Origin of the sequence: Syntrophomonas sp. DTU019 (assembly GCA_913757435.1) — a bacterium.
In the GTDB taxonomy this organism is placed as follows: Bacteria; Bacillota; Syntrophomonadia; order Syntrophomonadales; family Syntrophomonadaceae; genus DTU019.
In genome coordinates this window covers 451,603-472,607 of record CAJYDM010000002.1, presented here as the reverse complement: position 1 = coordinate 472,607, position 21,005 = coordinate 451,603, and the positions used below count along the sequence as shown (strand labels likewise).

Annotated in this window: 20 protein-coding genes; 4 read left to right on the top strand and 16 right to left on the bottom strand. The window is 50.1% G+C overall.

The annotated features are described in order from the left end of the window. The gene (ku, locus tag AC15IQ_RS07800) at window positions 1-855 is read left to right on the top strand and encodes a non-homologous end joining protein Ku (protein ID WP_483178400.1); all 855 of its coding nucleotides are present in this window, start codon (window positions 1-3) and stop codon (window positions 853-855) included. Between the two features lie 211 nt (window positions 856-1,066). Here ku and AC15IQ_RS07795 read toward each other — a convergent pair whose 3' ends face one another. From AC15IQ_RS07795 to AC15IQ_RS07730, 14 genes are all read right to left on the bottom strand, one after another. Further along, complete coding sequence (locus AC15IQ_RS07795) at window positions 1,067-2,506, bottom strand: IS1182 family transposase (protein ID WP_483177445.1); 1,440 nt, start codon at window positions 2,504-2,506, stop codon at window positions 1,067-1,069. Window positions 2,507-2,617: 111 nt separating this feature from the next. Next, window positions 2,618-3,604, bottom strand: coding sequence for a lipoate--protein ligase (gene lplA, locus AC15IQ_RS07790; protein ID WP_483178399.1), 987 nt, complete (start codon window positions 3,602-3,604; stop codon window positions 2,618-2,620). A 122-nt stretch (window positions 3,605-3,726) separates the two neighbouring features. After that, the gene (lpdA, locus tag AC15IQ_RS07785; RefSeq protein ID WP_483178398.1) at window positions 3,727-5,109 is read right to left on the bottom strand and encodes a dihydrolipoyl dehydrogenase; all 1,383 of its coding nucleotides are present in this window, start codon (window positions 5,107-5,109) and stop codon (window positions 3,727-3,729) included. A gap of 45 nt (window positions 5,110-5,154) precedes the next feature. Beyond that, window positions 5,155-5,631 (bottom strand): metallophosphoesterase family protein, encoded by a 477-nt coding sequence (locus AC15IQ_RS07780; RefSeq protein WP_483178397.1) that lies wholly within the window; start codon window positions 5,629-5,631, stop codon window positions 5,155-5,157. A gap of 12 nt (window positions 5,632-5,643) precedes the next feature. Next, entirely contained in the window at window positions 5,644-6,246 is a 603-nt protein-coding gene (locus AC15IQ_RS07775) for an XTP/dITP diphosphatase (RefSeq protein ID WP_483178396.1), read from the bottom strand. Window positions 6,247-6,248: 2 nt separating this feature from the next. Continuing rightward, window positions 6,249-6,968, bottom strand: coding sequence for a ribonuclease PH (gene rph, locus AC15IQ_RS07770; protein WP_483178395.1), 720 nt, complete (start codon window positions 6,966-6,968; stop codon window positions 6,249-6,251). Continuing rightward, window positions 6,952-7,539, bottom strand: a complete 588-nt coding sequence (locus AC15IQ_RS07765; protein WP_483178622.1) for a Fe-S-containing hydro-lyase — start codon at window positions 7,537-7,539, stop codon at window positions 6,952-6,954. The genes rph and AC15IQ_RS07765 overlap by 17 nt, the downstream gene beginning before the upstream one ends. Before the next feature lie 28 nt (window positions 7,540-7,567). Then, the gene (locus AC15IQ_RS07760; protein ID WP_483178394.1) at window positions 7,568-8,410 is read right to left on the bottom strand and encodes a fumarate hydratase; all 843 of its coding nucleotides are present in this window, start codon (window positions 8,408-8,410) and stop codon (window positions 7,568-7,570) included. A gap of 138 nt (window positions 8,411-8,548) precedes the next feature. Continuing rightward, on the bottom strand, window positions 8,549-9,289 hold the full coding sequence (locus AC15IQ_RS07755) for an MBL fold metallo-hydrolase (RefSeq protein WP_483178393.1): 741 nt from the start codon (window positions 9,287-9,289) through the stop codon (window positions 8,549-8,551). A gap of 15 nt (window positions 9,290-9,304) precedes the next feature. Beyond that, the gene (gene murI, locus AC15IQ_RS07750) at window positions 9,305-10,111 is read right to left on the bottom strand and encodes a glutamate racemase (protein WP_483178392.1); all 807 of its coding nucleotides are present in this window, start codon (window positions 10,109-10,111) and stop codon (window positions 9,305-9,307) included. Between the two features lie 285 nt (window positions 10,112-10,396). Then, the gene (locus tag AC15IQ_RS07745) at window positions 10,397-11,005 is read right to left on the bottom strand and encodes a GerMN domain-containing protein (RefSeq protein ID WP_483178391.1); all 609 of its coding nucleotides are present in this window, start codon (window positions 11,003-11,005) and stop codon (window positions 10,397-10,399) included. 227 nt (window positions 11,006-11,232) lie between these two features. After that, the gene (locus AC15IQ_RS07740) at window positions 11,233-13,005 is read right to left on the bottom strand and encodes a vWA domain-containing protein (RefSeq protein ID WP_483178390.1); all 1,773 of its coding nucleotides are present in this window, start codon (window positions 13,003-13,005) and stop codon (window positions 11,233-11,235) included. Window positions 13,006-13,022: 17 nt separating this feature from the next. Further along, window positions 13,023-14,234, bottom strand: coding sequence for a magnesium chelatase ATPase subunit I (locus AC15IQ_RS07735; protein ID WP_483178389.1), 1,212 nt, complete (start codon window positions 14,232-14,234; stop codon window positions 13,023-13,025). A 451-nt stretch (window positions 14,235-14,685) separates the two neighbouring features. Continuing rightward, window positions 14,686-15,468 carry a LytR/AlgR family response regulator transcription factor gene (locus AC15IQ_RS07730; protein ID WP_483178388.1) on the bottom strand — a complete coding sequence of 261 codons (783 nt, stop codon included), beginning with the start codon at window positions 15,466-15,468 and terminating at the stop codon, window positions 14,686-14,688. A gap of 214 nt (window positions 15,469-15,682) precedes the next feature. Between AC15IQ_RS07730 and AC15IQ_RS07725 the strand changes: the two genes are divergently transcribed. Both AC15IQ_RS07725 and AC15IQ_RS07720 read left to right on the top strand, forming a co-directional pair. Then, window positions 15,683-16,558, top strand: coding sequence for a radical SAM protein (locus AC15IQ_RS07725; protein WP_483178387.1), 876 nt, complete (start codon window positions 15,683-15,685; stop codon window positions 16,556-16,558). 67 nt (window positions 16,559-16,625) lie between these two features. After that, window positions 16,626-17,294 (top strand): hypothetical protein, encoded by a 669-nt coding sequence (locus AC15IQ_RS07720; RefSeq protein ID WP_483178386.1) that lies wholly within the window; start codon window positions 16,626-16,628, stop codon window positions 17,292-17,294. A 162-nt stretch (window positions 17,295-17,456) separates the two neighbouring features. Here the strand turns inward: AC15IQ_RS07720 and AC15IQ_RS07715 are convergent, their stop codons facing one another. Continuing rightward, window positions 17,457-17,876, bottom strand: a complete 420-nt coding sequence (locus AC15IQ_RS07715) for a DUF1285 domain-containing protein (RefSeq protein WP_483178385.1) — start codon at window positions 17,874-17,876, stop codon at window positions 17,457-17,459. A gap of 90 nt (window positions 17,877-17,966) precedes the next feature. Continuing rightward, entirely contained in the window at window positions 17,967-20,651 is a 2,685-nt protein-coding gene (locus tag AC15IQ_RS07710) for an aminotransferase class III-fold pyridoxal phosphate-dependent enzyme (RefSeq protein WP_483178384.1), read from the bottom strand. 185 nt (window positions 20,652-20,836) lie between these two features. On the opposite strand from AC15IQ_RS07710, the gene AC15IQ_RS07705 reads away from it, so the two are divergent. Then, window positions 20,837-20,992, top strand: a complete 156-nt coding sequence (locus AC15IQ_RS07705; protein ID WP_483178382.1) for a hypothetical protein — start codon at window positions 20,837-20,839, stop codon at window positions 20,990-20,992. Window positions 20,993-21,005: the final 13 nt, after the last annotated feature.

The following is a 21,005-nucleotide window of genomic DNA, read 5'->3' as shown; positions in this document are numbered from 1 at the left end:
ATGAAGACTCTGTGGAAAGGCGCCGTCAGCTTCGGCCTGGTGAACATCCCGGTCAACATGTATGCTGCCACCGAACATAAAGATATCAAGTTCAATTACCTGCACAAGGAGTGCCTGGGGCCGATTGAATATCGCAAATATTGCCCCCGCTGCCAGAAAGAGATCAAGACTGATGAAATCGTGCGCGGCTATCAGTACCAAAAAGGCAGCTGGGTGGTGATAGCCGACGAGGACCTGGAGCGCATTCCGGCGGTGAACACCAAAACTGTGGACATACTAGATTTTGTGGAACTATCGGAGGTAGACCCCATCTATTTTGACAAAAGCTATTATTTACAGGCCAGCCCCGGTGGTGAGAAGGCTTATGCCCTCCTGGTAAAGGCTATGAGAGAAACCGGTAAAATAGCCATAGCCAAAGTGGTTATCCGAAGCAAATCAGCCCTGGCGGTGCTGCGCATAAAAGAAAAGTGGCTTCTCCTGGAGACCATTTTTTACCCCGACGAGATCCGCTCTGCGGCCTCCCTGTCATCAGGGGTCAACGAGGATGCATTGCATGAAAATGAAGTTAAGATGGCAGTTAGCCTGATTGAGAATCTGTCTTCGCACTTTGACCCGGAAAAATATCAGGATGATTATCGCCAGGCCTTATGGGAATTGATCACTGCCAAGGTAAACGATCAGGAGTTGGTCACTCCGGATCAGCCCGCTCAGACCAGCAATATCGTGGATCTGATGGAGGCCTTGCGTGAAAGTGTGCGCCTCTCTCAGCAGAGCCGCCAGGTCGAAAGCAAGGACGCCGCCTCCAAGATTAAGAAGAAGAAGCAAAAGCCCGCCGCCAAGTCCAAAACTTCGTAAGGCAGGGCAGGAGGCAGGGGAGGCACAGGCATGGGGACGGTTCTTTCAGGCATGGGGACGGTTCTTTTGCCTGGTTTCCCAAGGGAAAACCAGGCAAAAGAACCGTCAGACCGTGTGAGAACTTTCGATGAGATCCCAAAACTACGTGATAGGTTTTACTGGTCATTTAGTATTACTAGTGATATTTTGATAAAAAACAGGCTGGTGCAGTTTATGCTGAGGCCAGCCTTTTTACTATTTCTTCAACTCCCAGAATATTGATTACTCTTCGCATGTTGTAGGCCAACATATGTAACTTGTTTTCCGTATTTACAGACACTAATCCCCTGGTTAAAAAGTAACTATAACCCAAGCCCCTTTTTACGGTTCCATATGGGTGTTCTACGATCATTTGCCTTTGTACATACAGTTTTCGATTTTCCTTGGTCCGGCGGTCTATTTCATCCAGTAATGGCTGGGCTAGGTTGCGGCTAATTGTTCGGCCCTTCTGGGCTTTGGTGCATTGATCCTTTAAGGGGCAGCCCTTACAGGCCCGGTAGTTTTTGTAGGTTCGATATTTTACTCCGTTGACTTCTCTTATTCTGCCTGGATAGAGAATCTCTTTTGCGGGGCATAGGTAAACGTCTTGCTCTTGGTCATATTGGAATTTGTCAGCTTGAAAGTCGGTGTTGGCTATATTACCGGTAAATCTCTGCTTGGCTACATAGGTCTCTATGTGGTTTTTCTCGCATTCGATTAGATCATTGGTTGAGTAGTATCCTTTATCGGCCAATACTTTAATTTGGTCTACTTCCAATACTTCTTTGGCCTGCTTAGCCATATTGCTTAGCTGCCCTTGGTCAGCTGGATTGTTTATGACTTCACTGTCTACCACTAGCTTATGCTTTTGGTCTACCGCCGTTTGTACATTGTAGCTGACTTCTACTCCGTTATTATTAACAGCCATTAGCCGAGCATCTGGATCAGTGGTCGATACTTCTGTAGCCCCGGTTTGCTCCATATGCTGTTTCATGGCGGTATATTTACCTTTACGGCTTTCTAGTTCTTCTATGCGCCTCTGGATCTCTTCAGCACTGGGGATATGGATATCGGCTTCGTCCTGGTCGTTGCTATCTAATTCATTAAAGTAGCCGTTAATTTTTTCGTCAATATATTTTAAGTGTCTTTGTAACTTCTTTTGGTTGTAATTATTGCGCTTGGAATTGCTGGCTCGGAACTTGGAACCATCGATAGCTATGACCTCTTTGCCATACAAGTCCCAGTCTTTGCATAACAGGGTGAACTGTTTGAAGACTCCTTTTAGGGCTTTGGGGTTATCTTTCCTAAAATCAGCTATTGTCTTAAAGTCGGGTTTTAGCTTCCGTAATAACCATAACAACTCAAGATTCCGACCGGCTTCGGTCTCTAGCCTCCGAGATGATCTAACCCGATTTAGATAACCATACAAGTAGAGCTTTAACAAGTCCCTAGGATCATATGGAGGTCTACCAGTATTTTTCGGCTCCGCTTTTTGGAACCCGAGGTCCTTCATGTACAACGAATTAACGAATGCTTCAATTACCCTAACTGGATTATCAGTTGATATATAGTCATCGACCGCTTCAGGAAAAAGGGTGATCTGCATGCGGTCTTCGCCCTTAATGTAGGCCATTATTCCACCTCGCTATCACCCTATCATTCGACTTTTATATGTTTTTTTCCTTTTTCTGCGGACTAGTTTTCACACAGTCTGCCGTCCCCATGCCTGCCCATGCCTCCTGCTTTAGTCTACCAACAAGCTTCTGATCTGTTCCACTGTGGAGCCGGGGATGACTGTGCCTGGGTCCAAGGACTGCAGCGCCGTGGTGATAGCTTCTTGTTGCAGCGGATGGTTTTCAATGGCTGTTTCCAAAACCGACAGATCAGCTATGGTGAAAAAGTCGCCGTAGAACTTGCATTGCGCTACTCTGCCCTGCTTAACCAGCAAGAAGGCCTCCATGCTGCCCCAGGGGAATTTGGCCTTGCGGCGCTGGGTGTACTGCGGAGACTGGCCGTAATTCCATTCCCAGGTGGAATATTTTTTATCCCGCAGTTCCTCAATTTTCCTTAGTTCCAGGTTGCTAAGCTCCCTTTGCTGTTCTTCCCCACTATGACGAAATATATGCTCGATCAGCAATTGTTCAAAATCCTTTAACGGCATAGGTTGATCGAGATGCTCAGCTACATTGGTAACCCGGCTGCGCACCGAGGTTATTCCCCTGGCCACAGTCTTGCTTTCATCGGGCTGCAGGACCTCGGCAACATCTTCCAGGTTGGAATCCCATAGGATGGTGCCGTGGTGCATGAGGCGAGTTTTGAAACGGTATTGGGCATTACCAGAAAACTTGCACCCCGAAATTACTATATCGTTACGCCCGGTGTGCTCCGCCGGAACCCCTAACTGCCTTAAAACTTCAATTACCGGCCCGGAAAATGCCGCAAAATCGAGGCCTATGCCCTGAGCACGGGTGATAAAGGTGAAATTGAGATTACCTTTGTCATGGTATACCGCTCCTCCGCCTGACAGCCGTCTTACTACAGCGATGTTTTTTTCACGTACCAAAGGCAAATTAATCTCAGCGCTGCTGTTCTGATGTCGGCCTATCACCACAGTGGGCCGATTCTGCCACAGCATAAAGATGTCGGCGGCTATTTCGGGAGTATGTACCAGGTAATCTTCCACTGCCATATTGAAATAAGGGTCGTCGGAGGGGTTGATGATTCTCAGCATTTAAATTCTCCTCTGTTGTTTGCTTGGTTAACGGGCATGGGGACGGTTCTTTTGCCTGGTTTTCCCCTGGGAAAACAGGCAAAAGAACCGTCCCCATGCCTGTGCCCATGCCCGCATGTAGCTTATTTGCGGGGTGGGGCCAGGTGTATGGCTTCCCCGCCAGCATCCAATATAGCCTCGCGCAGGGCTTCACTCAAGGTGGGATGAGGATGGATCATGTCGATGGCCTGTCCTCTGGTAACCTCTTTTTCAACCAGAACCAATCCCTCCATGATCAGGTCGCTGGCATGAGGACCGATGATATGCACCCCGATGATGATATCATCGCTGTCCACCAGCACTTTGACCACCCCGTCGCTTTCACCCATAGTCAGGGCTTTACCATTGGCGGCAAACTGAAATTTGCCGCTGCGGTAGCTTATGCCCCGTGCCCTGGCCTCTTCTTCGCTGAGGCCAACAGTGGCGATTTCAGGTATGGTAAATATACAAGATGGCACAATGGGACTGGCTGAACGGGTTCTTAGTCCGGCAATTGATTCCACCGCCGCTATTCCTTCTTCTGAAGCCACATGGGCCAGCATTTGCCCGCCTATCACGTCACCAATGGCATAGATGTTTTCCACACTCGTTTTGTAGGTGGCATCAACCTCAATGAAGCCTTTGCTGCCGGTTTTGACCCCTATCCTATCCAGACCCAAGCCTTTTGTGCAAGGCAATCTACCGGCAGCCAGCAATACAGCATCGGCAGGCATATCCTTGATGCCTTTCTTGTCTTCGGTCTTAACAGAAAGCGCGCCTTCCATGCTCTCAATGCTCTTGACAGCGGTCGCAGTCATGACATTGATGCCCTGTCTCTTAAGAAAAACCCCCAGACGCTTGCCCATTTCTGCATCCAGACTGTTGAGCAAGGCGGGAAGATATTCGATCACAGTTATTACACTGCCAAAGGCCTTGAATATGCAGGCAAACTCCAAGCCAATCACGCCTCCGCCCACAATCACCATGCGTTGCGGGATTTCTTTCAATTCAAGTACGTCATCACTGGTCAAAACCCCTGGCAATTCCACCCCGGGAATATCTAAAGAGGCCGGTGTTGAACCAGAAGCCAGCAGGATGAACCGGCCTTGATGGACGGCACCATCGACCACCACAGAGTTGCGGTCTGAAAGCCTGGCCTCACCGGCTAATACCTCCACCCCGTGGTCCTTAAGCAGACGCTGCACACCACTTACCAGCTTTTCTACCACCTGTTGCTTTTTCTCCCAGGCCTGAGCCAGATTAAAACGCCAGTCCGACAGGGAAACCCCAAATTGAGCGCTCTGGTTCAGTTCATGTATGAAAGTGGCATCCTTATAATAGGCTTTGGTGGGAATACAGCCCCTATTCAAACAGGTGCCCCCCACCCGGTCTTTTTCTATTAAAAGCACTTTAAGGCCCAACTGCCGGGCTCGGATGGCAGCTACATAGCCTCCCGGGCCTGCGCCCACGATTATTACGTCATACATAAGTTTCATCCCCATTCATGCTGAGCTAGACTTTATTGTCTCCTATTAGGGCCTAATCTTGCATATCTCCGGGACAATCGCTTGTTCATCGACCGACAGGCAAATGTAACTGCCCAGTTTCGCAGTCCTGGGCCGAGAGGCACTGCCGGGGTTAATCAGCCAGGTTTCGCCGACCTTTTCGCAGCAGGGTACATGAGTATGACCAAAGACAACGATATCAGCTTCCATTTCCTGTCCGCGATAAAAGATACTGTTGAGGTCTCGTTTCACCCCGTATTGATGACCGTGTACCACATAGATGCGCCTGCCCGCCAGTTCCAGCAGTAATTCAGCGGGTTCCCCCTTTTTGACATCACAATTGCCGGTCACAGCATCATAAGACAGCTTTAATGGAACCGCTATCCTTTTGGCATCGGCGTAATAATCCCCGGTATGGATGAGATGGTCAGGCGGGTTTTGGGCCAGGGCTTTCTTGATGCCGGTGACCCGTCCATGAGTATCACCGACTATGGCAATCCGCACTTAACGGCCTCCTCAATCACGCTTCATCCTGGACATCAATCGCTTCAGCTCCTGTAGTGCCCGGCCTCGATGGCTGATAAGGTTCTTCTCTTGCGCTGAAAGCTCCGCAAAGCTGAGTTCATAACCATCTGGGATAAACAGCGGGTCATAGCCGAAGCCCTCTTTGCCCCGCGGTTCAGCGGCTATTGTCCCATTGCACACCCCGCGCACGGTCTGAATCTCTTGATTCGGTCCACAAATGGCAATCACACAGACGAAGCGGGCCTGGCGCGAGTCCTCCGGCACCCCTTTCATCAGTTGCAGAAGCTTGCGGTTGTTGGCTTCGTCATCACCCGGCCGCCCAGCGAAACGGGCTGAGTAGATGCCGGGCTGGCCGCCCAGGGCTTTGACTTCCAGGCCGGAATCGTCAGCCAGGCTGGTCAAACCACTGAATTGAGCGGTAACCCGTGCTTTCTTGATGGCATTGTCAGCAAATGTCTGGCCGTCCTCTTCGACCTCCGGAAAATCCGGAAAATCCAACAAGCTTTTGATCTCGATTCCCAACGGAGCCAGCATTTCCGTCAATTCGCGCTGTTTGTGCTGGTTGCGCGTAGCCAAAATGAGCGTTTTATACACACTTATGCCCCCAATATATGCTTCTGCATGGCGATCAGTTCCTGTATGCCTGCTTCAGCCAGCCTGAGCATCTCATCCAGATCCTTCCGGCTGTAGGGTTTACCCTCTGCGGTACCCTGCACTTCCACGAAATCGCCGCTCCCGGTCATGACCACATTCATATCCACCTCGGCCCGGGAGTCCTCGATGTATTCCAGGTCTAGCAGCAGTTCTCCATCTACCATGCCCACACTAACGGCTGCCACATGATCCATCACCGGCCATTCGCTGATCAAACCCAGCTCCAGGTATTTTCTCATGGCCAGGGAAAGAGCTGCAAAAGCCCCAGTTATTGAAGCTGTCCTGGTGCCGCCGTCAGCCTGGATCACATCGCAATCAATCCAAACAGTCCTCTCCCCCAGCTTGTTCAGATCCACCACTGCCCTAAGCGACCGGCCGATCAGCCTCTGGATCTCATGAGTACGGCCTCCGATTTTGCCCCGGGAGACTTCACGCTGGGTGCGGGTATGGGTGGATGCTGGCAACAGCGAATATTCGGCGGTTATCCAGCCCTTACCGCTGCCTTTTAAAAACGGCGGCACCTTCTCCTCTACCATGGCAGAACAGAGTACGCGGGTATCCCCGGTAGATATCAATACCGAGCCGTGTGGATTCTTTACGTATCCGGGGATCATCTCTACTTGCCTGAGCTGTTCAGGGCCTCGATTATGGCTTCTCATCATATAGCTCCTCCTTGTTTGGTGAGACGTCAAGTTTTCGCCTGACTTGCTCATATATATTTTTCCCCTCACAGTCAATGGCTACCACACAGGGGAAAGATCGCACCTCAAGCCTTAAAAGAGCTTCCGGGCCCAGCTCCGGGTAGGCCACGGGATCGACTGAGACGATTCGCTCCGCCAGGTAAACTCCAGCACCTCCGACTGCTGCCAGGTAGACCGCACCATGCTTTTTCATGGCATCGACTACTGCCTGACTGCGATCGCCCTTACCTATCATTCCTCTCAGTCCCCGCTCTAATAAGGGGGGAGTGTAGGCATCCATTCTTCCGCTGGTGGTCGGTCCGGCCGAGCCAATCACCTTCCCCGGCGGAGCCGGACACGGACCTACATAATATATCATCTGTCCCTGAGGGTCGAAAGGAAGTTGCTGACCTTGCTCGATAGAGGTAATCATCCTTTTGTGGGCTGCATCCCGTGCCGCATATATGTATCCATCAATCAGAATCTCATCTCCGACCTTCAGGCTGCGCACTTCATCTTCTGTCAGCGGGGTTGTTAATCTCCTGGTAACCATACTCTCCACCACCATTTCCACTTCACCTTTATAGTTCGCAGCTGCTGCGCCTGGTGGCGTGACAGCTCAGGCTCACCGCAACTGGCAGACAGGCTATGTGGGTCGGATAAGTTTCGATATTGACCGCCAGAGCGGTGCTCTCCCCTCCCAATCCCTGCGGACCCAATCCCAGTTGATTGACCAGCCCTAATAATTCGATTTCCAGGGCAGCCAGCTCATTCTTTGGGTGTCGCCTGTCCACCGGTCGTAGCAGGGCTTTCTTGGCCATATAGGCCGCCATCTCCATGTTGCCACCGATACCCACCCCAACCACTAAAGGCGGGCAGGCATTACCCCCGGCTTCTTTTACAACCTTGACCACAAATTCCCGTACTCCCTCAAGACCCTGAGACGGTTTGAGCATGGTGAGCTGTCCCATATTTTCACTGCCTGCTCCCTTAGGAAATACTGTGATGGAAAAATGATCCCCCGCAGAAACCTCATAATGGATCACTGCCGGTGTGTTGTCACCACTGTTGATGCGTTCCAGGGGATCAGATACTACTGATTGGCGGAACCAGCCTTCCCGATAACCGTCGCGTATGCCCGCATTGACGGCCTCACTGATATCTCCACCCACAATATGTACATCCTGCCCCATACAAATAGTCACCGCGACCAATCCGGTATCCTGGCACACCGCCATTTGCTGCTGTATGGCCATCTCCGCATTATCCAGCATAATCTTCATCAAGCTTCGGGCGCGGGGGCTCTCTTCTTTTTCCGCGGCTTCTTGAAGAGCAATGACAATATCCCCGGGAAGTTCCAGATTGGCTTTAAGGACACAATCCTTCACTGCGGCTTTTATCTGCTCACAATGTATTTCACGCATTATTCTCCCCTTTTCAAGCCTTAAAGGCTGACGCACTGACAGATGTCACAGCTATGCCATATAAGCCCGGTCATATTTCATTAGCTCAACGCTGTGCCAGGCTGCTGTTGTTTATAATCATTAACGAACCTGTAAAGGCTATGCTTCTATATTCAACCCGGAATAGGCCAGCATGTTTTTGCCCGGGTAAACAGCCTGTATTTCCCCTGATACTACATTGGCATCGAACCCGGGCCATAAATGCGTGGCTACCAAAATGCCAGGGTCGGTCTGCAAAGCCCCCCTGGCCAGATCCGTGGTGCTCATGTGGCCCAATTTACTCGCCAAATGGCTGTCTGCAGTTAAAAATGAAGCTTCTCCCAAGAGTATGTCCACCTTCCGGGCATATTCCCACATGGCATCCGAGGCTGCACTGTCAGCAGTGTAGAACAGGCTGGACTGCCCCGTAAAAAACTTGACGGCATAGGTGGGCAGGGGGTGTATGGCAGGGTAGAACTCTATGTTCAGGCCGGGATAGGCCAGCTGCATCTGCGGATGAAGTCGATAGACGCGAAATTCGGGGACATTCTGCCAGTATTCCCACTGTTCACGGGGCTCATCGGGGATGAACAGGTCTACCGGTCCGGCTGCTTGGCCACTGATAAGGCCGCCCCTAATCAGGTGGCGCAGGGCGTGCAGGTCTACATAGTGATCGGGATGAAAATGGCTGATGATGACCAGGTTCAATTTCAATACATCAGTATAGCACCCCAGAAATGACAGCACCCCGTGTCCGCAGTCCAAAAGGCAGGTGGTCTGATCCTGTTTGATCAGATACCCGCTGCAGGCTTGGCCAATTTGGGGATATGGGGCCCAGCAGCCCACCACCTGTAGTTCCATAATTCCTCCCTGCAATCAACCGTGAGCTAGGGTTATGCTCTTTACCTCGTTAATAACCTGCCCCAAAAGTCTCCTCCCCACCCGGGCAAATGAAGCCTCATCTCCGCTAACCAGGAACTCGGCCTGGCTGTTAGAATCACTATCCTTAAGCAGGTTATTGCCAGCTAAAATGGCCTTTAACTCAGCCACCGCTTCAGTGGCGGGATCGAGCAAACATACTTCTCCAATCAGCTCGGCAATCACCGGGCTCAAAAAAGGGTAATGGGTGCAGCCTAATACCAGGGTGTCTATGTTCTCCTGCAGGAGCGGGAGCGTATATTGCCGGGCTGCCATTTCAAGTTCTTCGCCAACCAGCTGGCCTGCCTCTACCAGGGGCACAAAACGCGGACAGGCCACCTCAAACACCTGGCAAGTATGGTTAATGTCCCGTATCGCCCTGGAGTAAGCGTGACTGTTGACTGTAGCCTGAGTAGCCATAACCCCTATACGGTTGCTGCTGGTGCTCCGACAGGCAGCACGGGCACCGGCCTTGACCATCCCCACCATGGGAATGGGATAATCGTCCTTGATGAAGGGCAGCGTTACTGAGGAATGGGTCCCGCAAGCTACCAGGACCGCTTTGACTCCCCGGCTTATAAAAAAATGCATGATATCCCGGGCATACTGCAATAGCTGTTGCTGTGTCTTATTTCCATAGGGTACATGGGCGGTATCTCCAAAATAGATGAAATCCTCCCCTGGCAGCTGTTCTAGAAAAGCCTTCACAACGGTCAGGCCGCCCACACCAGAGTCAAATATTCCCACGGGATGGTTTTTTCCCAATAATTACACCTCTTTAAACTTTTAAGTCCAGGTTGTTCAGCAATAGACCCGAAAAGCAGAGTCTGTAAGCTGAAACCCAATAATTAATGTATCACTTTTAATAGTCCGCTTCCATATTATAACCACTTTTATGCCCGTAAAGAATAATAATCCTGGCCGAGGATCAAACCAGCCGTCCCGCCACATTCACTTTAACCAATTCTGGTCACATTATTGTCAATATACAATTGTGGGCATAACCTCCATCAAAGGCTATGCCCAATTCCCTAATTTTTGAACTTTTTATTATTTAGCCAGCCCATAGTCAGGAGATCGAGGCTTGGATAAATCCACATTATTAATGATGTCGGCGTAATCACCATCTATCATCAAGGTAACCTCTTTGACGGTAGGATATTCGCCCAAAGTGTTGACCAGGGAGTAAACCATCAGCTCAGTCTGTGCCTTAGTGGATGCATTACGAACATGATTGGTAAGATCAACTATGCAAGTGCCGTCGGATTTAATATTTATGTCACGAAGCGCTGTGCCTTCCGGGAATAGTCTTACACTCTCCGCCTGAGTCGGCCCCCGCAGGAGTTCCTGCACCGTAGTGCGCGCTATTCCGGTGGTCTTCTCTATATCCCGGGTCTCCGCTACCAGGCCCTGGCCATCTTGTTTTCCATAGTACAACGTCACTTTCACTGTCTCCAGCGGCACAGCCGCAGGGGCTTCGGGAAGCAGGTCCTGTATACGCGTGGTGGGCTGCGGGTCCTTTTCCCGGTTTATTGAGGTCTTTAACAGATTTTTCAGGTCGTCTACTCTATCGGCGCTCTGGTCGGAAGAGCAGCCGCCGCTCAGCAAACAAACGCCCAATACAACCGCAGTAAGCGTAACGATAAACTTCTTTGCCATAACTATGCCTCCTCCATAATATTCCTTTTAATAGATACTAGAAACCCCTGGTGAATATGAATCATTTCAAAAAAAAGCGAGCACCTTGCGGTGCTCGGTATGAAGGAGGAGTTATTAAAAAGAAAACTTAATTGCATATTAGAAAAAGCACTTGATATATTAATAAAATTCTAGCAGAATAGCTTGAATAATGTCAAATTTCTCTGTAGCCTGACCATGTGACTATATCATTGTCTGGCGGTCTGCAGCTGCTTTTTCTCAGCGCGCACGATGTTGATCAGATTGTCTTTATTGAGGTCATCGACCACATATAAGATTCCATTGGCCTTTTCTGCCACCTTTTCCAGGTATTGGCGGTAGGCTTCGATCCCGATGCAGATAAAACGGATATTGGCTTCCGGGATCTTGCTGGCTGCTTCTAAAGCGTCGGCTTTGGCATCCATGGTCCACAATGGAGTATTGGGAAGCCCATCAGTAATAAGTACCAGCAAAGGGTTTTTGACCCGGGAGTTTTTAATCAGGTTAACCGCAGTCATTATACCGCTGGCCAGCGGGGTCAGGCCAGCCGGGTTAATGGTGGCCAATCCCTTTTTGAGCACTGATTGCTTGCGCGTGAAGGGCACTACCACCTGGCTGGTTCTTTCCTGAAATATTACCACAGCTACTTTTTCCTTGCCTGACAGCAAGAGATGTTCGGCCAAAAAACAGGCCGCCTGCCTCTTATCCCCGGCCATACTTCCGCTGGCATCGATCAAAAAGCAGATGTCCACCGGGACATAAGTCTTTTTATCATGATAATGCAAATCGTCTTTTTTAATTACAAGATGATTGTCGCCGCGCAGGATACTGTTTTTCTTGGCCTGAATAATGGTCTCTGGAACCGCCAGATCGCCGGACCAGTTTTTGTCGGGGTTGTTGATGGTGCGGTTGCGGTTAGTCAGTTCCACCGCCGACATCTTGCTCTCTGATTTGCCCAGCTTCTTGTAGCGGCCTTTACCTCCCGAAGGCATTTTGCGGATATTGCGGCGGATTTCGGTTTCCAGTTCACATTTGTTGTTCAAAACGAAATCCTTTAAGGCCTGGCCTTGCTTGGTCAAAACTTTACCGAACATGGTTTCTTTGAGTATGCCTAGCTCTTCAAGTTGCTCGATATCGTTTTCTATGTCTCCCCATTTTTTCTTCTGCTGTTCAATACCCTTGCGCTTTAAAATATTGGTGGAGTAGTTCTCCATGAACTCCTCGATTTCTTCGACACCACCAAATTTTTCGGCCAGTTTGATAATCAGCTGGTTTACATTTTCTTTATCGGGAAGCTGCCGGGCATTCTGCCCTTTGAGCCTTTTCCAGGGCAGGCGCATGTAGCCGGCATAGCTCTCTTCTTCTTTTTTCTGGTTGCCATGGGTTATATTCCGCACCCGGGCCAATTTCAACTCGTTGTTGAGTATAAACTCTTCAACTACTTCGGCTATTACATAGACCAGATAATATTCGTCTCTCTGCAGTTGGGCCAGGATATGTACATGATCGTGGCCTTCATCTGCCTCTCCATAAGCACCCACTTTTTCCTGCATAAGGTTGTAGACTGTACCCTTACCCATTCCGGTAGTTAAAAAAATTCTGGTGGCATAATCAGCAGCTATTTTGAAGCGTTCATCTTCAGCGTACTGCAATTGAGGATCTTTGACCATAAAATACTGGTTGAAGGCCCAGAAAATGGCTTTGGCCAGCTCAACCGGATCTATCTCACCGGGGCGGTGGAAAACATCGATATGAACCACTTGACCTTCGTCGACGAAATCTAAAAAGCATTTTCCGGCATCGCGGTTGGTGAATATCTTGATCTGCCCTTTGACCCTTTTTTCCGGCATGCGTCCATGGGTATGGCAGCTCACCACCGTGCTCTCTCCCAGGCGCACCCCCTGTCCCTGACCTAGATACAGCCCCAAATAATTGCCTACCGAAGCGGCCTTGTCGACTTTGGATTTTTCCATCCACGCCATTTTAAGACCACTCCCTTCTAGTAGTCAGTCGGATTCAGGTTTTTCTCAGTATTTATAAGTTCACCCCGGCTCAAATCCTTCAAGGAGCGGGCATCATGCTGGAAGTATTCCGGCTCTTCCACTTCTTTCTTTTTGTCTTTACGGTTCTTGAAACTTAAGATACCTTCCTTGGTGCCGCGAGTATCCAGGTCGTTAATGATACGCACCAAAGTATCTCCATCAACACGATGCTTCAAGACCAGCGGGATAGTTTCGGTAACATCACTGATTTGCACCTTATCACGGTTCTTTATCAAGCAGCGCAGGACCGCACCCTGCTGCATGGCCTCTATTGCACGTATACTCTCCAGATTGTGTTTTATATACAGCCGGGCGATAAAGTTGCGCAGGAAGTCAGGCAATTCGGTCTTGTCATACTGTTCCGCCCAGCGCACGATCTGCTGACGGTAAGCCTCATTTTTGCTCTCATCCACCACCACTTTTCTCTGCTTGTAGAGTCGGGCTTTCTTTTGATGAGAATTCTCTGCCAACATATTGGAAAGAATATCCACGGAATGCGGTCGTCCCATATAACATACCATGTCAAAGCGGTCAGAAAGCTGACGGCGGATCTCCTCTAACGGGCCTGGATCCTCGTCAGGATTGGAAGCCGCCCACACCGACACATTGACGATGATCTCCACTGCCGGCAGGCCGGCTTCTTCGATCTGCAGGTGGCCAGGCTTATTGCCCATCACATCCAGGAGGATGTCGGTGATCTCCGGTGAAGTATCGGCCAGGCGGTTTATTTCGTCGATGAATAATATGCCGCGGTGGGCCTGGGGGATTAAACCCGGGAGCATGTGGGCTTCTGGATGATTCGGATCGGTCAATCTGGCCAGATCAATACTGCCCGCTACCGTGCCCACTTTAGCAGAATGGGAAATCTCCAAAAACGGCATGGGAATCATTTCCGTTCCTATAGCGTCGATCTCCTCCTGGCTCAGGTAGCGATGGTGTGGGCAATGGGGGTCATAAGGATCGCAATTGTATACGCATCCTTTGATGCGTTCAATTGGCGGCAGTATTCCCCGGGCAGATCTCATAATGGTAGTTTTGCCAGTGCCGCGCAGTCCCTCAGCATGCAGATGCAGGGGTTCTCCGGCATAGGTAGAAACGATCGACATCATTACCAGGTTAAATAAGGCTTCGTTACCTTCATACCTTTCTAATGCATAAAACGGTAACATTCTCTATCACTCCAATCTCACGCGGCTAAAGTCCCCTCGACTCAAGCACACTCCACCCCTCATGTTATGCCATATCCACTCGGGAGTCTGCGAATGGAGGACGCTCCGTCCCATCCATCCATTCTCTGTGCTCCTCTTTCTTCCCTCCTCACACTTTTTCTAAAGCACGTACTATATCCCTCATTTTATATTAATAGATTTTGTGATTATTTTCTCTATTTTTATTTCGTTTGTAGTTTTCGTTGGACAATTTGACTGTGCAAGCCTTTGATTGCGCCCAAACCCGGTTTGAATCAATTAGTCATCTCCACACAGACCCACCATTCGATTTATTACCGGCTTTCACAGGTACATGGCTGAGTCCAGTTAATCAGGGCAAACATTTTACAGGCATAAAATACGGTCTGGCCGAAGAGTTTTTTGGTCTTGTTTGCACTATTATCAGTATAAATCATATTCCCAGCCTTTGCCGCAATAGTTTTGACCTGGAGCGGCTCAGGATAATATCCCGCTCACTGTAATGCATGCGAAGAATGTAAGAGCCTTCTCCAAAGTTGAGGATTTCCTTTACATAATCCAGGTTCACTATATAGGCCGGATGGGCACGAAAAAATGACTCTTGGTTCAATTTGTCGACCAGTTCGTTGAGGGTGAAATTGCAGAGATGACTGCCTGTTTTAGTGCATACGGCGGTCTTTCTGGCCTGACTCTCGCAGTATATTATGTCCTGCTGCCGCAACAGAGTGATTTTACCTTTGCCCCGCACCGGCAGGAGTTGGTACGTTTTTTCCGTCTGCAGGTATCTGTCCAATAACAGATTCATTTTCTCCTTAAGCTGGGATTGTATGAGTAACTTAAGGTGGTCCTGTTCCAGGCTGCGCTCCTGGGCGCGCTCAAGCATCTTCTGTAAACGCTTCAACTCCATTGGTTTGAGCACAAAATCGAAAGCTCCGATATCAAAGGCCTTGACCGCCAACTCCGCTTCCGAACCTAACAAGGCCAGCAACGGCGGGTGGTGCAAATCCAATATAGCAGCGGCCGCCTCCATTGCCCGGGCCGCTCCGTTTACATCAAGGATCACCAGGTCAATGTTGTGCTCCTGTATGAAGGCCAGGGCCTCCTGACCGCTTCCTGCCTCCCCGACAATTTCCACGGCTTTCAGCTGTTCTAAGAGGTACCTCAAAACAACCCGTTCTCTTTCCTGGTCTGCTGCAATTAAAACCTGTATGGTCATATCTTCGCTCCTTGGCGACATTTATAGTGATTCCCCGGGATGGTACAGGTATTAAGTGGCAACAACACCGCCCCGTGAAACGTGATATGCCTACTTATTGTAAATATATCGGTAAAAAGCCGTTTAAACAACTGGAAATTGGGTATTGGTATGGCCTAATCCTTCAAAAACATTCCGCAATCTGTTATGTTTGATTTATAAGGAGGAATGAGAATTGCGCTATGAAGGAATCGTTTATCGCCCTCCCAGTGAAGCCGGGAGTTTGCTCATACAGGCTACCATCGGATGCCCCCACAACCGCTGCGCCTTTTGCGGGCTATACAAAGACCGCAAGTTCCGGGTCCGCCCTGTAGAGGATATCAAAGCCGACCTGAGGGCAGCCCGGGAATATTATGGCGAAGGGGTTCAGTCCCTGTTTTTCCCGGACGGGAATACCATCGTCATGAAGACCGAGCAGTTGGTAGACATAATTCGTTATGCCCGCTCCTGTTTTCCGTATCTGGAGAGAATAACCGTCTACGGCTCAGCCCGTTTCGTCAATAAGAAAAGCCCGGAAGAGTTGGGGGCTCTTAAGGAGGCGGGCTTGAATCGGCTGCATATGGGAATGGAGAGCGGTGATGACGTGGTACTGGAGAAAATTTGCAAGGGCACCAGCAGTGCGGAGATTATATCCGCCGGGACAAAACTGAAACAGGCCGGCATTCAGGTCAGCGAATACTTTCTAGCCGGTGTTGGGGGCAGGATTTATAGCGAACAGCATGCCATCAACAGCGCCAAAACCCTGAATGCCTTCAGTCCCGAATTCATCCGCTTGCGAACCTTTTTCCCTCACCGCGGTACCCCTATGTATGATGCATATAAGAGCGGGGAATTTGTGTTGCAGACACCTCATGAGACCCTGCGCGAGGTGAGACTGCTATTAGAAAACCTGGAATGTGAAGGCAGCATCTTCCTAAGTGACCACAGCAACAATTACTGTAATGTCAACGGTCTTTTACCCCGGGATAAAGCCCTCATGATTGCTGATTTGGATGAGCTGCTGACCTATGATGAACGGCTATTCAGGACGCCCCATAAAGGCGTGCTGTAATGTCAATGCCTGGCGACAGTTGTTATGCGCTTAAACCGGTTCTACGGTTGTGGTCAATGATTGGGCAATGGATTCGGTTATGATAATAAGGGCTATTTTGGTCACTGCCATTCTGTTAGCACTTTATATTCTTCTGGTACGCCCCTGGATGTTGCGCATGGGCGCCACTCCTGAGGAAATCCGCGCTGCCCTGCCGGGCGACGGTCTGGTAGTAAACCCCAATTGGAAATACACCCAGGCGGTGGATGTGCATGCACCCCGGGAGATAGTATGGGGCTATGTGGTACAGATGGGCTATAAGCGTGCGGGCTGGTACAACTGGGATTTCATTAACCGCCTAGCCGGGCCTGACTACTTTTATGAGGGCAAACGGTCAGCACAGAGGATTATACCGGAACTACAGCATTTACGGGAGGGGGATAAAGTCAATCTCACCCCACAATTAGGGATGAAAGCTGAAATAGTAAGACCGCCTCATACCTTGATGATGACTGGCCGAGTAAGAGATGATTACCTTGTAGTCTGGACCTATTACCTCAAAGAGATTGGCCGTGAAAACACCCGACTCTTGGTACGCTGGCGCAGTAATCAAAACGAAGGCTGGGGGCTTAGACTGCTCAATTATCTGATCATGGAGCCGGGCGGCGGGGGTATACAGCAGTCCCAGAACCTGAAGGGTATCAAAATCCGGTCAGAAAAGGATTTTCAAGCCAAATTAAAGGCCCTGGGAGATTAATTCCCAGGGTCTGCTCAGTTAAAACCAAATCTGCGCCTTATAAAAAAGAGATTTAAACGCATATTGTTTTTCCCAGCTAGTAATAACCGGGAACCCGTTAAGGTGGGCCAGGGCAATCTTGCCGGTCTTTAGCGGTGCATCCAAAAGACCCGTCCCGTCAGCTTACGATTTCTGCATGGCGGGAATGCTGATGAAAACCTCATCACCCCGAAAAGTGAAATACTGGCTCAGTTTCCAGTATACCCCGCGGCTCAGTCGGGTATCGGCCTCCCAGCGAAACGAGACATAGGGCACATCCCCTTTTAAGAACAGTTGTATCTCCCCCTCCAGGTACATTTCCTGTAAATCGTGAAAGGTGAGCTTGATTCTGCCATCCTCTTCTTCAGAGTATCCGCTGGCCAAAAACGGCACGTCTTCCACCGTCAATGGGTTGTAATCGTTGCCCAGGCGTATGCCATAGCTGCCGTCTTCGCCCTTCTCAATATGCTGGGCCAGAATATTTACAATGTTGCGTCGAAACATCTCGGCTTGACCGAAATACCATTTGCCATTCTCTTTAATTACTATCTCTGTTAGGTCCACATCCCTACCCCCTTGAAATCAACTGGGTTCTCTCTGTTTATGATAACTTTTTTTCCCACTCAATACAAAACCCAATATTCCTGAGGGCAGTTAGAGGCTGCCGACCCTTTTCAGACTGATTAGTGAATTCTGGTAAATCCGGGCAATAGCCTCATCGTTTAATTCATCATTGCCCATCTTCAGCCCCGCCAGGCCAAAACCGTGCTTGGCGGCCAGATCGCGCAGGTAAGTGATAGTAGTCATGCTGAGATTGTTGCCTATGCTGTAGTCCTGATAATCCCCTTCCAAAGCTAATAGTATGGTCTCAGAAAGGCAGGCCAGAGTGACCCCTTCGCGGTAGCCCAGATTGGCCCCAAAAGCCACCTGGTCAGGAAGCTGAACCAAGCCCCCCTCCAAAATCAGGACGTCACGCCGGGAAGAGATGGTCTCCGGTGAAACGTCAGCCGGACGAGCTACATCACATACCACCGCTCCAGAACGCAGGTGGTGAGGGAAAATCAAGTATTCGGGGGAATTGCTGGCTGCTACCACCAAATGACATTCCGGCAAGGTAGCTTCGATGTCCAGCGAGATGTGCAAAGGACAGCAGATGCCCATTTGCTGGCACCATTCCTGCAACATCTGCTGTGATATCTGCGTATCGTTAGACAGGTTATGCTTTATAGCCTCAGTCAGGGGCAGGCTGAATTGGTCAGCCTGGTTCAAGGCCTCAGCAAGCCATGCCGCTAATCCGGTCGGATTACCCTCCTGACAGCGCTGCCAGGCCCAGTTCAACAGTTCGGAAACCAGTGAATTCAGGCGGTTATGGCTGCTTCTGACATGAGCTGGATTTCCCAGTAGGGTGATATTGGCGATCTGCTCGGACAACATAACTGCACAAGCCCGACCGATGGAACCGGTTGCACCTACCACTGCTCCCCGGGCTTGCTGCAGATCAATGTGCATTTTCTGGGCGCCCGCAGCCAGAGCTTCCATGGCCATCAGAGTAGTGAAACTGTTGCCACTGGTGATGGCAACATCCCTGCCCAAGACTGACCGTCCGCCGCGGGTAACCACCGAGGTTAAGGCCCCCAGGCCGATGATCCCGGCGCCCAACTCGCGCCCGATGTCTACCGCATTGCGGATGGCTTCCACCGCATCTTCACGGCATGAACCCATGATCTCCCGTCCGCCATAGGGAACCCCGATAAGCCAGCCTTCGGCTACAGTGCCGTCTTTGGATCGCAAGGCCGGCAGGTGACATACCATTCCAGGCTCCGCAGCGCGGCTCTCCCACTCCATAAAGCGGTACAACTCCTCGCGCGAATAAGTATCGAACGAAGGATTGTTTAATACCACATCCTCAGGTCCGGGATAGTGAATTATAAAGGCGAACCTTTTGCTGGGGGCTTCACCCGCACGGAGCTCAGAGGCCTGAGTTTTACGGTGTTTGGCCCGATAATTGGTGATTCTGCCAGGTCGGCTGTTATCCCCGATCAGATAGCGGTAAAGTCTGGCGTAATCCTTATAATACATTATCCGGCAGGTGTCATCCACGGCCCTTAGGACTCTCTCGATATCCTCATCTTCAATGGTAAGGGTAGGCTCCAAACGCAGCGTCATAGAGTTATTAAGATATGGCGCCAATCTGATCTGATAGCAATTCAGCAGGAAGCCGGTTAATAAGGCCGAGAACCCGCCTTGATCGACCAGATAAGCCATATCGTAGGAACCGCAGTCTTCCAGCGAATTGAACTCCACTCCCATCATAAGCCCCTGCCCGCGTACCTCTTTGATCACACCGGGGTAGCGTCCGGCGATTATCTGCAGTTGTTCCAGCATATAACTGCCCTTACGGGCCACGTCCTTTATCAGAGCCTGGTCGTTCATTAGCAGCATTTCCAATACCGCCTGACCGACCGCGCAGGTTACATTGTTATTGGCAAAGGTGGAGCTGTGCAGCATGCCGAAATCCTCATTCCACACCTTAGGAGTGCTAATACAGACCCCCAAGGGCAAGAGTCCGCCACCCAGGGCCTTGGCCAATAGCAAGACATCAGGCTCAATGCCTTCATGTTCGCAGGCAAATAAACGCCCGGTCCGTCCTAACCCGGTCTGAATCTCATCAACCATGAAGATTACTCCATGCTCGCGGCACAAATCCTGGACTTCCCGGAGATACCCCGGTCTGGCCACGACAATGCCGCCCTCACCCTGCACCGGTTCAACTATAAAAGCCGCGATTTCTCCCTGACAGGCTATAAACACCTCTCGAAGAGCGTCGATATCATTGTAAGGCAGGCTTATAAAACCCGGGGCTGGAGCCCGAAACGGTTCTTGATAAGAGCTTTTGCCGGTTGCAGACAGGGATCCCAGGGTCTTACCATGAAAACTGTTGGTAGTGGATACGATCAATTCCCTGCCGGTGGATGATCTGGCCAGTTTGATGGCTGCCTCCACCGCTTCGGTGCCGCTCTGGCAAAAGGTACAATAGCATAGGTCGCCAGGCGTCAGTTCAGCCAGCAGATTGGCCAGTTTCAGAGCCTCGGCGGGCAGGGATGGCTGGCACAGGCTGGGGATGCTCTGCCGGCGCACCATTTCCAGCCGATCCCAAACGAAATCAGGATTGTAGCCAAAGGGCACCGATCCGTATTGAGCTATGAAATCCAGATAACGGATGCCTTTATCGTCTATCAGGTAACTGCCTTGACCTAAGGTATAGGTTTTATCCAGGCAGAAATTTTCCAGGACCTCTTTCAGCGTAGGGTTCAAAAGATCTTTGCGCAGGTTGGTCATAGGCGCCTCCTTTGAATGTGCACACATTTGTGCAATAGTTTCTGCTATATACATTCTAGTGAATATATACCCTTTGTCAAATATGATGCCCCGATTCAGCAAATTGGCAGCATGTATATCAATTAACAAATACAGCCATATTAATTGTAAAAAGCCGCACTGTGGCAAGAAAAGGGTGAGTAAAAATGACTGATGAGATGAGACGAGACGACGGAAATTTGAGTGATATGCAGCTGGGCAGTTTCAGTTTCCTGCGCAGCGGATGGTGGATCTTACATATAGTCGCCATCGCTGGCGTATTCTATTTGGGCTATCTGTTTGGGGGTGCTATATTCAGATAAGCGGTTGGAAGGC

Excerpts from the sequence above, each read along its gene's own strand:
- AC15IQ_RS07720 (WP_483178386.1), top strand. The coding sequence starts at position 16,626 with ATGGATTCGGTTATGATAATAAGGGCTATTTTGGTCACTGCCATTCTG.
- AC15IQ_RS07745 (WP_483178391.1), bottom strand. The coding sequence starts at position 11,005 with ATGGCAAAGAAGTTTATCGTTACGCTTACTGCGGTTGTATTGGGCGTT.
- lplA (WP_483178399.1), bottom strand. The coding sequence starts at position 3,604 with ATGCTGAGAATCATCAACCCCTCCGACGACCCTTATTTCAATATGGCA.
- AC15IQ_RS07730 (WP_483178388.1), bottom strand. The coding sequence starts at position 15,468 with ATGACCATACAGGTTTTAATTGCAGCAGACCAGGAAAGAGAACGGGTT.
- lpdA (WP_483178398.1), bottom strand. The coding sequence starts at position 5,109 with ATGTATGACGTAATAATCGTGGGCGCAGGCCCGGGAGGCTATGTAGCT.
- AC15IQ_RS07795 (WP_483177445.1), bottom strand. The coding sequence starts at position 2,506 with ATGGCCTACATTAAGGGCGAAGACCGCATGCAGATCACCCTTTTTCCT.
- AC15IQ_RS07740 (WP_483178390.1), bottom strand. The coding sequence starts at position 13,005 with ATGGCGTGGATGGAAAAATCCAAAGTCGACAAGGCCGCTTCGGTAGGC.
- AC15IQ_RS07735 (WP_483178389.1), bottom strand. The coding sequence starts at position 14,234 with ATGTTACCGTTTTATGCATTAGAAAGGTATGAAGGTAACGAAGCCTTA.
- AC15IQ_RS07755 (WP_483178393.1), bottom strand. The coding sequence starts at position 9,289 with ATGGAACTACAGGTGGTGGGCTGCTGGGCCCCATATCCCCAAATTGGC.
- rph (WP_483178395.1), bottom strand. The coding sequence starts at position 6,968 with ATGATGAGAAGCCATAATCGAGGCCCTGAACAGCTCAGGCAAGTAGAG.
- AC15IQ_RS07705 (WP_483178382.1), top strand. The coding sequence starts at position 20,837 with ATGACTGATGAGATGAGACGAGACGACGGAAATTTGAGTGATATGCAG.
- ku (WP_483178400.1), top strand. The coding sequence starts at position 1 with ATGAAGACTCTGTGGAAAGGCGCCGTCAGCTTCGGCCTGGTGAACATC.
- AC15IQ_RS07765 (WP_483178622.1), bottom strand. The coding sequence starts at position 7,539 with ATGGTTACCAGGAGATTAACAACCCCGCTGACAGAAGATGAAGTGCGC.
- AC15IQ_RS07760 (WP_483178394.1), bottom strand. The coding sequence starts at position 8,410 with ATGCGTGAAATACATTGTGAGCAGATAAAAGCCGCAGTGAAGGATTGT.
- AC15IQ_RS07710 (WP_483178384.1), bottom strand. The coding sequence starts at position 20,651 with ATGACCAACCTGCGCAAAGATCTTTTGAACCCTACGCTGAAAGAGGTC.